Here is a 13,873-nt window from a genome sequence, read left to right as displayed (position 1 = left end):
TTTTATACATTGACATATATTTATTTCTTTTGATAAAATACGATTAGGAATAAAAGTATATTTTAAATATGACTAACTAAGTGGTGATAAATATGGAAAGTAACAATTTGGTAAAATTAAAGAAAAGTATAGAGGATTTGAGAGAAGAAATTAATAGATATATAGAATATCCAGATATATTCAAGGAAGAAATTCAAGTTACTAGTGGGAAAATAGATGAACTTATAAATGAATATTTAAAGTTAAAACATTTTTAACTATTAAAAAAAGAAACGATATTTATAATCGTTTCTTTTTTTATAATGAATAGGAAATTATAATCCTTTTGAATTATGGATAACATTGCTAAAAGCACTACATCATCAACTATTTTGAGCAACGGAGTCCGTTAGGACTCGTTGGCGACATGAGCCATGCGATAGCATGAAGCGAATTTTTTTATGCTTATAATTAAGTATACTAATTTATTGATGTGGTAATAATTCTAGTGATAATGATTCTAAAAAATATTTTTATAATATTAAATATAGGAGAAAATGATGAACAAATTTATTAAAAGCATAACAATAGTAATAGTTAGTTATATATTTATAAGATTTATCAAATATATAACTAAAAAGATATTTGATATAACTAGATTTGATGTTCAGTATGAAAGAACAGTAATAAGTATTATAGTTTCAATTTCTTATTATTTATCATTTTTTACAGCATGTATATTGATTCTAAAGGAATATGGAATAATTGATTTTAATCAATCAACTATTTTAACTGGTGCTGGACTATTTGGGTTGGTGGCAGGGTTTGCATCTCAAAGTTTAATAAAAGACATATTAAATGGTTTTTTTATATTGTTTGAAAAACAAATGAAGGTAGGAGACTATGTGTTAATAAATGAAAGGTTTAGAGGGACTGTTGAAGAAATAGGGCTTAGAAGTATTAGCATAAGAGACTGGGATTTAAGGAGAATAAGTTTGCCAAACGGTGAAATAAAATCTATTATGAATTATAGTAGGAAAAAGATGAGAGTGATAATACATGTTAGAGTATCTTATGAAAGTGATCCTAATTTAGTAATACAGGCATTAGAAGAAGTATGTGTAATTTTAAATGAAAAATATAAAGAGTTTTTAGTAAAAAATATGATGAAAGAACCATCAAATCCATTTAAAGTATATGGAGTAACAGATATATATAAAGATAGTATAGGAGCTCAATATACAATAACTGGAGTTGTAGAACCTTTTAAATACTGGAGTATATCAAAAGATGCAAGGTTAAATATTCTTCTCAAATTTAAAGAAAAAGGAATAAAGATAGCTTACCCAAAAAGAGTTAATATTAATTTAGATGAATATGATAATTATTTATAATTAAAATTAATAACATCATCTATATTGTTAATATTGTCTACTTTATATAAATCTAAGTAATCTAAATCATCATAGCTAATTATAAAAATATAATTATCTATTAAATAGTAATCAAATTGAGAAAATTGAACTAAATTTAATTTTTTAAAAGGATGTTTCTCTATTTTTTTATAGTATAAATTGAAGTCAATAAGATATTTTTGTTTATCTTCAAATTTAGATTTTAAGTTATTTAAGAATTTTTTTCTAGTGTCTTCTACATAATATTCTTTTAAATTTAAAACAATATTCATTTGATTAATTATAGGAGATATATTTTTTGCTATGGTATCTATTAGTAATATGTCTTCTTCTTGTAGGCTGTTTTGAGTTTCTAGAATAACTAAATATCCTATAGGTGGATTTAATTCAAATGAAAAATAATTATCTATTGTAATAGGAGATATTACTAAACAGTTTGTACTACCAAAGGTATCTAGCATTTCATCCTTAAAGAATTTTTTTAAGTTGTCTTTAGAAAAATAATATATTGTTTCCGAAGAATAAGTATCATTCCAATTTTCGTTAAGGATGAAAGTATTTTTTTTACTTGAGAATCCTATACTTGTTTGAATGGCATAGGAATTATTATTTTTAAAAGCAATAAATCCCTTTTTTATTCCAAAAGATATTTTGAGAGTTTTCAAAGTTAACGAGCATAATTCTTCTATACTTAGGCAACTGTTTATATTTTTTATTAAATTGTTTAGTTTAGATAATGTATTGAATTTTTTTTCTATGACTTTTTTTTGTTCTTTTACTTTTTTAAACAATATTGCATTTGAAAGGGCTATATAGGTAAAAGAAGCTAAAGATTCTATAAGTTCGAAAGTAGACTTATCATATATAGATTCGTTTACAGACTCGCTTAAAGTAACTATCCCTAGAATGGAATTTTTTACTAATAAAACTATATATTTAGTGTTTAGTTTTACAAATTCTTCCCAATTTATGAATATTGATTTTATTAAATTAAGATCAGAATTAAAGTCTAAAACTATTTTATTGCTATTATATACATTTGTATGGACGTCTATTTGTGTATAATATTTTGAGAAATTAGATACATTTTTGTAACCTAAAATATTTATTTTTTTAGATATATCATCATAAAGCCCGAAGGAAGTGACTTTGCTTGTTGTTATTTCACTAAAAATATCAGTTGCTATAAAATATAAGTTTTGTAAATTTAACTCAGACAAAAGTGTTTTTGAACTGTGATTTATTGCAAATAAATTGAAAATTTTCCTATCAAGTTGCTTATTTTTATACTGAAGATCTGAAATATGTTTAATATTTTCAAGACAATTATTAATAAGTCTCATGAGGGCATAGCATATTATATAATCATCTTCTTCAAAGTTACCTTGACTTTTTCCGTTAGATATAATGAACCCATATAACAACTCATCTATTATAAGAGGTATAATTAGTTTTGTATTAAATTTGTTTATGTCTTTTTTTTTGAAAAAATTTTCAAAATTAGACATTATTATATTTCCGTGAAAAGTAGCTATGTTTTGAAGATTTAAAGAGTTTTTTATTTTATAATTATCAATATTGTATGATTTTACTTTTTTCATTACAAATTCTTCATTTTCTTTTATAAACAAAGCGGATGAATCTAAGTTTAAAAGTTCATTTGAAAATTTAAAAGCATAGTTGCTTAATTGATCTAAGTTAAATCTTTGAGTAAAAAAATCTATAGCATGAAGAAGTAATTCGTATCTATAAGTTGTATCGTTTATATTAGTTATGTTTGTCAATTAAAGCACCACCTTTTATTCTGAGTGAAGTTTGTTGTCCTTTGCATAAAAAGTTCCTGTTGTAACTTTTTTTATTATTTTTTGCAGTTTTTTTATTTCTAAAAAGGTTTGAGGATATGCACTTTTTAGGATAGACACCTCACCTTCTCCTTTTGACTCTAAATAGTCTAGTAAAGTTTTTCTCCTTTGCTCTAATTTAGAAAGCTGACTCATAAGTTTTTCATGAATATTATAATAGTATATGTATTCTTTTATATTTTTTAGTGCATTAAAATCGTCAACTGTATTTTCGTAAATTTTCATCTCTCTTTTGTTTTTTTCAATCTCTATTAAACATTTTTTATATTGAATTAATAATTCATCTAATTCCTTTTTAATCTTTTTTCTGTCAAAGCCTTTAACGTTTACTACTGTTTTTCTCTCAGTTATATTTCCTATTGTATTAGTTACTACTTTGGCATAGGCGTTTATCTCTCCTCCTATTATTCTGCCTTTTTCAGGGTCAACTATAATAGTTTTAGAAGAAAGAATACTGTCTATAGAATAAAATCCAATGTTAATGCTTTCTTCTGCATTAATAGTGCATGAATTAGAATACTTAACAAATACACTTTTACCTGCTTGAATAATAGCTTTTCCTTTACCTGAAATTCCACCTTTTATATATATATCTCCATTTTTTGATATTATTTTATTTATAGCACCAATTCCTAAATCTCCTTCTATTGAAATATCTTTATCAGCTATAACTGTAAAGTCATCACATACAGTACCTTTTATAGTTACATAACCATTGAAGTCTATATTTCCTGTTTCGTATCCTACATCTCCATGTATTATAAGGTGATTTAATATAGAAATTTTGCCGTTATCATAAGAAACTGCACCATCTATTAAAGCTCTAAGTGTTATTTTTTCACCTTCTTTAAATTCTCCAACTGTTTTTCTATCAAAATGTAGTAGCTTATCTCTTCCAGGTTTAGGAGGAAGAAGAGTGTTTTGAATTGTTTTACCGGGAATCCCTTGAGTAGCTGGTATTTTTTCTCCTAAATAATCTCCTTTTTTAACTTCGTATATAAGGTTCATTTCGTAATAATTTGCAGAACCATCATCTCTAATAGTAGGTTTGCGATCAGGTAATTGTACATATTTTATTATAGCATCTTTTCCATTAATAGGGGCAGTTCCTTGTGCTATGAGTATGTCTTCTTGCACTTTTAGCTCGTTATTTAAAACTTTATATAATATTCCATAAACAATATTATGAGATTCAAGTTCTGATAATATTTCGTTCATTATAATTTGTTTATTTTCTTGGAATTCATCATTGGTTATATTTAACTTAATAGAGGCTTTCATATTATCTGATGATATATTAATTTCTATTTTAGGTTTTAATATACCTATTTCTACAGGAGCCTTACATCCATTATCTAAAGCATTTTTTAGATTTAAAAAATGCTTTATAGAAATTCTTGGATAGTTTTTTAATAGTGTAGAAAAATCATTAATATTAAATCCAGAACAGTTTACTAGTATATATACTTTTTCTTTTTCTTCAAATATGTTAAAGTAATTATTTGTGAAAATCTCCATAAAACACCACCTGAATATTTAATTTTACTAAAAATATATATCGGCTAAATATTATAGTATTTTATATGTATTTGAAAAATATTAGTATTTAATTTATTTTATAGACTATACATTTTATATTTTTATTAGTTTTTGTATGTAAATTTATAATATAAATTGAAATTATTGTAACAATATGATATTATATAAATTAAGAAAATTCAATAAGATATGCAGGTCCTTAATTAAGGATAATAGGGAAGAGCGGTTAGAATCCGTCACAGCCCCCGCTACTGTATTTGATGACGAAACCTAGTTATGCCACTGCAATTTTATTTGTGGGAAGGTAAGGGAGTAGGAGGAATCATGAGTCAGGAGACCTACCTGTATAGAATTTTCAAGCCTTCGGAGGGAAGGGTCAGGAGAAATTAATAGTTATTCCTGTCCTGGTACGTCGAGGCAGGTTTTTTATATATTTTTCTTTCCCTAAAAATATAAATATATTTTTATCGCCCTAGGCCTTTTAAGGCCTATTTTTTTTATAATGAATAGGAAATTATAATCCTTTTGAATTGTGGATAAATATAATTTTCGTTATGAATTTTAAGCAACGGAATTCGTTAGAATTCGTTGGCGCCATGAAATTTCAAAAAAGTCTACATCTAAAATCTTTAGAATAAAGACTTTTTTATTCTATAGGAAACTATAAATTTTTTAAACTGTTGATAACTTTAGTAACTGAATAAAAGTATCAATTATTTTGAGCAACGGAGTCCGTTAGGACTCGTTGGCGACATGAGCCATGCGATAGCATGAAGCGAATTTTTTTATTTTACATATATATATTTTGATATATTATTTATAATAGCTCTAGTTTTATAATATACTAAATGAATAAAGAGGTGATTCTATGACTCATAAAGAAATGATATTTAGATTACTATTTACTCTTTTTATAGGGGGGATGGTAGGTATAGAAAGAGAAAAATCACATCAATGGGCAGGATTTAGAACACATATATTGGTTGCGGTGGGTTCTTGTGTAGTGTCTGTTACATCTTTAATGTTGTTTCGTGATCATATAAATTATGTTAATTTAGATCCTGCTAGAATGCCAGCTCAGGTTTTGTCAGGAATAGGTTTCTTAGGTGCGGGAGCTATACTTAAAACCTCTAATAGTATTAGAGGTATTACAACAGCAGCTGGAATTTGGGTAACGGCATGTATTGGATTAGCTGTAGGATTTGGATATTATTATTTAGGTTTTATGACTTGGTTTATATTGATGACAACATTATATACCTTAAAGGTTATAGAAAATAAGTTCGTATTAAGTAAAACATCTACTTTTTATATTACAACATTAAATATATCTGAAACAACATCTAGGGTCGTTTCGATAATAGAAAGAAATAGAATTGTAATAAAAAATATAGATATATCTCAAGGAGAAGATAAGTTCTGGAATATGAAGTTAACGGTATTGTACAACAGTAAAATACCATTTAAAGGAATAGTTGAAAAAATTTTAGAACTTGATAATGTAGTAAAGATTGATTATGAAGAATAATATGTTAATGTATTTACAAAATTCTACAAAAAAACTAAAATTAAATTAATAGCTTAAATATATGATAAGGATGTGTTGTGTTTTGAATAATATAAAATTGATAACAGATAGTTCTTGTGATTTACCAGAACACATAATAAAAGAATATAATATTTCTATAATTCCATTAAATATATTGTTTAGGAATGAATCTTATTTAGATGGTGTGGATATAAGTAAAAAAGAGTTTTATAAAAAGATTAAAAATTATGATAAACTTCCTAAAACATCGAGTCCATCACCGCTTAGTTTTTTTAAAGAATATGATTGTGAGGAAGAAAATGTATTGGTTATTTCCTTATCTTCGGGATTATCTAGTACGTATAATAATGCTTTAATAGGAAAAAATATGTACTTAGAAGAGTATAAAGGAAAAAGAATAGAAGTTTTAGATTCAAAAACAGGTTCTATGGGGTTAGGTCTTTGTGTTTTAAAAGCTGCTAAATTGATTAAAGAAGGAAAAAATATAGATTATATAATAAGAAAAATAAAAGAAGATATAGAAAATTCTTTTACTTATGTAGTGTTAGATACTGTAGAAAATGCTGTAAAGGCTGGGAGGATAAGTTCTTTCAAAGAAAAAATAGTTCAAATTTTAAATTTAAAAATTATTGTTAAAGTTGAAGATGGATTAGTTAAAGTTTTTGATAGAGCAAGAGGAGATAAAAAAAGTTTGAACAAATTAATTGACTATATAGAAAGTGCAGGAGTTAATACTTCAGAAAGAATATTAGCTATATGTCATGCTAATGCTTTAAATAAAGCTTTAAAGTTGCAAGATTTGGTAAATAAAAAATATGAATTTAAGGAAATAATAATATCCGAAATAGGAGCTTCTATAGGAAGTTATTCATCAGAGGGAGCAATACTTATAAGTTTTTAATAAAATATAGGAGGATTAGTATGGGAATAAAAAGAAATGAAATAGAAGAAAAATATAAGTGGAATTTAGAAAGTATTTACTCTAGTGAAGAAGAGTTAAATAAAGACTTTGAAGAGGTAAAAAGTCTTTTGAATGAAATAAAAAAATATAAAGGTATTTTAAGTGATTCTTGGGAAAATTTATATAATACATTATATTTATATGAGAAGATATTGAGAATATCTGAAAATATATATGTTTACACTCATATGAAACAGCATGAAGATACTAGGAATAATAAAAATCAAGCTTTATCGGGTAAAGCTGAAATGCTTTCTACAGAAATATCTACTATAACTTCTTTTATAGTTCCAGAAATAATTGAAATAGACGAAAATGATATGAATAAATATATGGAAAGTGAAAAATTAAAGCAATACAAAAAATTTATAGATGAGATACTAAGAAAGAAACCATATACACTATCTCCTAAAGAAGAAGAATTACTTGCGTTATCTTCAGATATTGCCAATACGGCTGAAAATACATTTGAAATGCTATCTTTTGCAGATGTTAAATTTCCTGAAATAGAAGATGAAGAAGGAAATAAAGTTAGAGTTACTCATGGTAATTTTTCTAAATTTTTACAAAGTAAGAATAGAACTGTGAGAAAAAATGCATTTAAATCAGTATATGAAACATATGAAAAGTATAAAAATACTTTTGCTTCCACGTTATCGGGAAGTGTAAAAAGGGAAATATTTTATTCGAAAGCTAGAAAGTATAATTCTGCTATAGAAGCTTCTTTATTTGAGGATAATATAAATTTGAAAGTATACGAGAATTTAATAAATGTTATATCGAAAAATTTAGATGATATGTATAAGTATTTAAAAATAAAGAAGGGTTTTTTAAAAGTGGATGAGCTTCATATGTATGATTTATATACTCCTTTAGTTTCAAAGATAGATATAAAAATAAAATATGAAGATGCTAAAGATATAATTTTAAAAGCCTTAAAACCTTTAGGAGATGAATACTTAAGTATAGTAAAAAAAGCTTTTGATGAAAGATGGATAGATGTTTATGAGAATGAAGGTAAAAAAGGAGGGGCTTATTCTTGGGGGAGTTATGATTCTCATCCCTTTATACTATTGAATTATAAAGATGATTTAAATTCTTTATTTACATTAGTTCATGAATTGGGACATTCTCTTCATAGCTATTATTCAAGAAAAAATCAACCGTATTTGTATTCTCATTATAAAATATTTGTAGCGGAAGTTGCTTCGACTTTAAATGAACAATTATTAATGGAATATATGTTAAATAATGCAAAAACAAAAGAAGAAAAATTATATATTCTAAATTATTATTTGGAACAATTTAGAACTACAGTATATAGACAAACTATGTTTGCTGAATTTGAAAAAATCATTCATGAGAAGTCTGAAAGTGGTGAAGCTTTGACTAGTGAAGATTATTGTAATATTTATTATGATTTAAATTTGAAATACTATGGAGAAAATACTTGTGTTGATAAGGAAATTTCTTTTGAATGGGCAAGGGTTCCTCATTTTTATTCTAATTTCTATGTTTATAAATATGCTACAGGGTTTTCCGCTGCTTCTATTTTAAGTCATAAGATATTGAGTGAAGGTAAAGAAGCGGTAGATAAATATTTAGACTTTTTAAAGAGTGGAGGCTCTGATTATCCTTTAAATCAACTTAAAAAAGCCGGTGTGGACATGGAAGATGAAGGAACAATTCAAATAGCGTTAGATATATTTAAAAATTTAGTTAAAGAGTTAGAAAACGAAATGTAAGATAAATATACTAAAAAATCCTAATATTTAGATGTTAGGATTTTTTTATTATATTTTGATAAGAAATATACTAAAAGGGACTATTATCCTCTTTATTTTTTTTATTTATAAGAATACTATAGAATATGAGAGGTGATACGAATGAGACTTATAAATGTAAATTATATAGATACTGAAAAGTATGAATATTATGTAGGAAAGGCTATATACAATGATGGGGTATTATTACTTCAAGACAATGTAAAGTTAAATGATTCTTATATAAAACAATTAATATCAAAAGGTATAAATTATATTTATGTAGTAGATGAAATATCAGAAGGGATAGAAATAAATGAAACTATTCCGAATGAAAAACTTGTAGAAGCTAAACAAGTTATCAAAGATCAATTTAATATAATAAAAAAGGGAAAAAACATAGGGCTTAATATGAATATAATAAATAATACAGTATCAGAGCTATTGGATATATTGATATCCAATAGGGATATTTCTTATAATGTAAATCAATTAAGAACAGTAGATGATTACCTTTATGAGCATAGTTTAAATGTAGCGGTATCTTGTATTTATACTGGAATACTTTTAAAATATGATAAAACAAAGCTTCAAAAATTAGCATTAGGGGCCCTTCTTCATGATATAGGAAAAACTTTTGTAGATCCAAATATTTTAAATAAACCATCTAAGCTTACTATAGAAGAAAGAAAAGAAGTAGAAAAACATCCTGAGCTTGGATATAGATTTATTTATGATAACTATGGGAATGAAATTTCTACTTTGAGTAAACAAATAATACTTCAACATCATGAAAAATGGAATGGAAAAGGGTACCCTAATCAGCTTAGTGGAGAGGGTATATATGAATTAGCAAGAATTTGTTCTATAGCTGATGTCTTTGATGCACTAACAGCTGATAGGGTTTATAGAAAAGCAATGCCTATTTATGTTGCTTCTGAGTATATATATAGTTTAGGATATAATGAATTTGATTTTGAAATAGTGAAAATATTTTTGTCTAGGATTGTAAAATTTAAAGAAGGTTCTATAATAAAGCTATCTGATGGCTCTAAGGCAATAGTGTATTCTCAAAATAAACATATGCTAGATAGACCTGTTGTGAAGCTTTTACAAGATAAAGAAGGGAGGTTTGTATCTCATAAAAATATATTTATAGATTTAATAGAGGAAAAAACATTATTTATAGAGAGGCAACTGGAAAATATATTTTCTAATTAAGGTGATAAAATGAAAAAAATAAAAAGCATGATGATTATAGCTCTTACTGTATCTTTTGTATCTCAAATATATATAAATTTATTGATTAATAATTTCAGAGTGTCTGTTGCTGTTATATTCTTTTCAATATTTTTGATTTTTTTTAATCGGCTTAATATAATAACAACCTCTATTTTCACATCGGGTTTAGTGTTTTTATTTAGATTTTTAATATACTCATTTATAAATGGGAATTTATATGATTCATTTATAATGAATTATCCTGTTGTATTTTTTTATTTATCATACGGAATATTATTTAGAGTTTTTAATATAAGGAAACAAAAAAATATATATAGAATATTTTTATGTTTTTGGATTAGTGATTTCGTATCTAATATATGGGAACTGTTGTTTAGGATTAATTTTGAGTTAGGTAGTGATATATATAGTATTACCAAGATTTTAGCAGGAGTTGCATTATTTAGATCTATACTTACTTTAATAGCTATAAATATAATAAAAAAATATAATATTTTATTAGAAAAGGAAGAACATGAAGAAAGGTATAGGAAGTTAATTTTTTTAATATCTAGTTTAAAATCAGAAGTGTATTTTATGAACAAAAATATGGATAATATAGAGGAGGTTATGACAAAATCATTTAGGTTGTATGAAATACTAAACGATAGCAATATACAGGATAATACAAAGGAGTTATCTCTTTCTATAACTAAAGATATTCATGAGATTAAAAAGGACTATGTAAGAGTTATAAAGGGAATAGAAGAATTTACAAATATTAAATCGAAATATAAGAAAATGAGTCTTAATTATATATTTAATATACTAGAGGATAGTACTAAGAAATTTATAAATTCTAGTGGAAAAAATATAGATATTGTATTCAAAAATAATGTGGATATACAAGTTAAAGACCATTATATGTTAATATCAATACTTAGAAATTTGATAAATAACTCAATTGAAGCAATGGATAATTTAGATTGTAAAGGAATTATAGTAGTTACTCATTTTAATACTTCAACTGCTCATGTTTTTACGGTATATGATAATGGAAAAGGTATAAAGGATAGAGATAAAGAATATATATTTAATGCTGGATTTTCAACAAAGTTTGATATAAATACTGGAGATATAAATAGAGGTATAGGTCTTACAATAGTAAAGGAAATGGTAGAAAATCATTTTGGTGGAAAAATAAAAGTTAATTCTAAATATAAAGATGGAACTACTTTTGAAATTTTAATACCAAAAGATAAATTAAGAGGTGATGGTGGTGAATTTTTATATAGTTGATGATGATATAAGTATAGTAAAAATATTAGAAAATATAATAGAGGATAAAAATTTAGGAGAAGTTATAGGATATTCTCTAGGAGGAGAAAAGTGTATATATGATATTATTCTTAAAAAACCTAGTATTGTAATAATAGATTTATTGATGCCTGAAAAAGACGGTATAGAAATTGTTAAAGAAATTAAAAAAATAAGACAAGACATAAAGTTTATAATGATATCTCAGGTTTCTTCAAAAGATATGATAGCAAAAGCATATACACAAGGTGTTGAATTTTTTATAAGTAAGCCCATAAATATAATAGAAGTTGTTGGAGTAATTAATAATATAAAAGAGAAGATTGAAATGGAGAAAACTTTGAATAATATAAAAAGTATGTTTTCTGACTTGAATTTAAATAAATATGATGCAAGAAATAATTCAAATATTTCAAATATAAGGTTTATATTATCAAAGCTTGGAATAGCTGGTGAAATGGGAAGTAAAGATATAATAAAAGTATGTGAGTATTTAATTAATAAAGGTGAAAAACATTTAAATTATAAGATAAGTGAAATTTGCAAAACTCTAAGTGACAATCCAAAAGCCATGGAGCAAAGAATAAGGAGAGCTATAAATAAAGCTTTAAGTAATATAGCAAGTTTAGGGATAGAAGATTATATGAATGATTATTTTTCGACATATTCAAACTCTTTATTTAACTTTGAAGATGTAAAAGCAGAAATGGATTGTATAAGAGGGAAAAATACTAGTGGTGGGAAGATAAGTGTGAAAAAGTTTATCGAAGGTTTACTTATACAAAATGAAATGTAAAAAACAAATAACTTCATTTTATTGAAAATTGCAGAGTATTATTTTGAATATTTCAGTATTTTTTTGTATCTTCCCTTTAAAATATAATTGTAATACAAATGACGGAAATTATATGTTAAATGACAATATGATAAAAATATAATTCGGTGTTTGTTAAAAATAAGGAGGGGAAGATATGAAGAAAAAGAAATTAGGTCTTACAAGTAAAATTCTTATAGGGCTTTTACTTGGACTTGTGTTTGGGATAATTTTAAATGGAATGCCTTCTGGGTATTTTAAAGATGTGATTTTAATAAATGGGATACTTAAAGTTGCTGGAAAGGTATTTATAAATGCTATAAAAATGCTTGTAGTACCACTAGTTTTTGTATCTTTAGTTTGTGGAGCTTCTGCAATTGGAGATGTTAAAAAGTTAGGAAGAGTTGGAGTTAAAACTTTAGTGTTTTATGTTATAACAACAGCTGTAGCTATAAGTTTTGCTTTGATAGTAGGAAAAATTATAAATCCAGGGATTGGACTTGATTTATCTAATATAGTAAAGCAAGAACCTACGATAGGAGAAGGAAAAGCTTTGGTTGATGTTATAATAGGTATGGTTCCTACGAATCCAGTAGCTTCTATGGCAAATGGTTCAATGCTTCAAATTATAGTATTTTCTCTTTTAATGGGTGTAAGTATGGCACTTGTGGGAGACAAAGCAAAGCCAGTTATTGATATATTTAATTCATTGAATGAAATAGTTATGAAAATGGTAATGGTAGTTATGGAATTTGCTCCTTTTGGTGTATTTGCATTAATTACTAATACATTTGCAACAGTTGGATTTGAAGCTATGGGTTCGTTACTTAAGTATATGATTGCAGTAGTACTTACATTATTAATTCATGCAACGTTTACTTATATGGGAATACTAAGTGTTGTTGGAAAATTGAATCCTATAGTATTTTTTAAGAAATTTTTACCGGTAGCAGGGGTTGCTTTCTCAACTTCATCAAGTAATGCAACACTTCCTGTTACAATTGAAGCTGTTGAAAATATGGGCGTATCTAAGAATGTTGCATCTTTCACACTTCCTCTTGGAGCTACTATAAATATGGATGGAACAGCCATAATGCAAGGGGTAGCAGCAGTATTTATATCTCAGGTTTATGGAATTGATTTGAGTATGCAGGCGTTTTTAACAATAATACTTACAGCTACTCTTGCATCTGTTGGAACAGCAGGAGTTCCTGGGGTTGGAATGATAACTCTTTCTATGGTTCTTCAATCTGTAGGTTTACCAGTAGAAGGAATTGCTTTAATTATAGGTATAGATAGAGTATTAGATATGTGTAGAACAGTTATAAATATAACAGGAGATTCAGTTTGTACTATAGTTGTTTCAAAAACTGAAGGTGAATTTAATGAAGATATGTATTATTCAAAAAAAATAGGAGATGAGGTTTTAAGTTAAAAAATAAAAGGGTGGAAT

At 25.8% G+C, this 13,873-nt stretch carries 11 protein-coding genes and 1 riboswitch; of the genes, 9 read left to right on the top strand and 2 right to left on the bottom strand.

From position 1 onward, the window contains the following. Positions 1-92: 92 nt before the first annotated feature. Positions 93-257, top strand: a complete 165-nt coding sequence (locus tag BUA77_RS02955) for an aspartyl-phosphate phosphatase Spo0E family protein (protein WP_072887170.1) — start codon at positions 93-95, stop codon at positions 255-257. A gap of 282 nt (positions 258-539) precedes the next feature. Then, complete coding sequence (locus BUA77_RS02950) at positions 540-1,373, top strand: mechanosensitive ion channel family protein (protein ID WP_072887168.1); 834 nt, start codon at positions 540-542, stop codon at positions 1,371-1,373. On the opposite strand, the gene BUA77_RS02945 is transcribed toward BUA77_RS02950, so the two are convergent. Together BUA77_RS02945 and BUA77_RS02940 are read right to left on the bottom strand one after the other, a co-directional pair. After that, positions 1,364-3,178, bottom strand: a complete 1,815-nt coding sequence (locus BUA77_RS02945) for a GAF domain-containing protein (protein ID WP_072887167.1) — start codon at positions 3,176-3,178, stop codon at positions 1,364-1,366. The two genes, BUA77_RS02950 and BUA77_RS02945, sit on opposite strands and share 10 nt — an antisense overlap. Positions 3,179-3,193: 15 nt before the next feature. Further along, positions 3,194-4,774 carry a DUF342 domain-containing protein gene (locus tag BUA77_RS02940; RefSeq protein ID WP_072887166.1) on the bottom strand — a complete coding sequence of 527 codons (1,581 nt, stop codon included), beginning with the start codon at positions 4,772-4,774 and terminating at the stop codon, positions 3,194-3,196. Between the two features lie 197 nt (positions 4,775-4,971). Then, positions 4,972-5,155, top strand: a riboswitch (cobalamin riboswitch). Positions 5,156-5,663: 508 nt separating this feature from the next. Here BUA77_RS02940 and BUA77_RS02935 point away from each other — a divergent pair. The 7 genes from BUA77_RS02935 to BUA77_RS02905 all read left to right on the top strand — a co-directional run bounded on the left by BUA77_RS02935 (position 5,664) and on the right by BUA77_RS02905 (position 13,855). Further along, on the top strand, positions 5,664-6,323 hold the full coding sequence (locus tag BUA77_RS02935; protein ID WP_072887165.1) for an MgtC/SapB family protein: 660 nt from the start codon (positions 5,664-5,666) through the stop codon (positions 6,321-6,323). Between the two features lie 82 nt (positions 6,324-6,405). Then, entirely contained in the window at positions 6,406-7,245 is an 840-nt protein-coding gene (locus tag BUA77_RS02930) for a DegV family protein (RefSeq protein WP_072887164.1), read from the top strand. Between the two features lie 20 nt (positions 7,246-7,265). Continuing rightward, positions 7,266-9,050 (top strand): oligoendopeptidase F, encoded by a 1,785-nt coding sequence (gene pepF / locus BUA77_RS02925; protein WP_072887163.1) that lies wholly within the window; start codon positions 7,266-7,268, stop codon positions 9,048-9,050. Between the two features lie 141 nt (positions 9,051-9,191). Next, a complete protein-coding gene (locus tag BUA77_RS02920; protein WP_072887162.1) occupies positions 9,192-10,289 on the top strand; it encodes an HD-GYP domain-containing protein in 1,098 nt (365 codons plus the stop codon). Between the two features lie 9 nt (positions 10,290-10,298). After that, positions 10,299-11,588 carry a sensor histidine kinase gene (locus BUA77_RS02915; protein ID WP_072887161.1) on the top strand — a complete coding sequence of 430 codons (1,290 nt, stop codon included), beginning with the start codon at positions 10,299-10,301 and terminating at the stop codon, positions 11,586-11,588. Beyond that, a complete protein-coding gene (locus tag BUA77_RS02910; protein WP_072887160.1) occupies positions 11,569-12,402 on the top strand; it encodes a response regulator in 834 nt (277 codons plus the stop codon). Before BUA77_RS02915 ends, BUA77_RS02910 begins: the two co-directional genes overlap by 20 nt. A 175-nt stretch (positions 12,403-12,577) precedes the next feature. Next, positions 12,578-13,855: a dicarboxylate/amino acid:cation symporter gene (locus BUA77_RS02905; RefSeq protein ID WP_072887159.1), complete on the top strand. Its 1,278-nt coding sequence runs from the start codon at positions 12,578-12,580 to the stop codon at positions 13,853-13,855. Positions 13,856-13,873 lie beyond the last annotated feature (18 nt).

The organism is Tepidibacter formicigenes DSM 15518 (assembly GCF_900142235.1).
In the GTDB taxonomy this organism is placed as follows: domain Bacteria; phylum Bacillota; class Clostridia; order Peptostreptococcales; family Peptostreptococcaceae; genus Tepidibacter; species Tepidibacter formicigenes.
The sequence above is the reverse complement of the archived record's forward strand: the minus strand, read 5'-3'. Positions and strand labels throughout refer to the sequence as shown.

Excerpts from the sequence above, each read along its gene's own strand:
- BUA77_RS02955 (WP_072887170.1), top strand. The coding sequence starts at position 93 with ATGGAAAGTAACAATTTGGTAAAATTAAAGAAAAGTATAGAGGATTTG.
- BUA77_RS02950 (WP_072887168.1), top strand. The coding sequence starts at position 540 with ATGAACAAATTTATTAAAAGCATAACAATAGTAATAGTTAGTTATATA.
- BUA77_RS02940 (WP_072887166.1), bottom strand. The coding sequence starts at position 4,774 with ATGGAGATTTTCACAAATAATTACTTTAACATATTTGAAGAAAAAGAA.
- BUA77_RS02935 (WP_072887165.1), top strand. The coding sequence starts at position 5,664 with ATGACTCATAAAGAAATGATATTTAGATTACTATTTACTCTTTTTATA.
- pepF (WP_072887163.1), top strand. The coding sequence starts at position 7,266 with ATGGGAATAAAAAGAAATGAAATAGAAGAAAAATATAAGTGGAATTTA.
- BUA77_RS02920 (WP_072887162.1), top strand. The coding sequence starts at position 9,192 with ATGAGACTTATAAATGTAAATTATATAGATACTGAAAAGTATGAATAT.
- BUA77_RS02915 (WP_072887161.1), top strand. The coding sequence starts at position 10,299 with ATGAAAAAAATAAAAAGCATGATGATTATAGCTCTTACTGTATCTTTT.
- BUA77_RS02905 (WP_072887159.1), top strand. The coding sequence starts at position 12,578 with ATGAAGAAAAAGAAATTAGGTCTTACAAGTAAAATTCTTATAGGGCTT.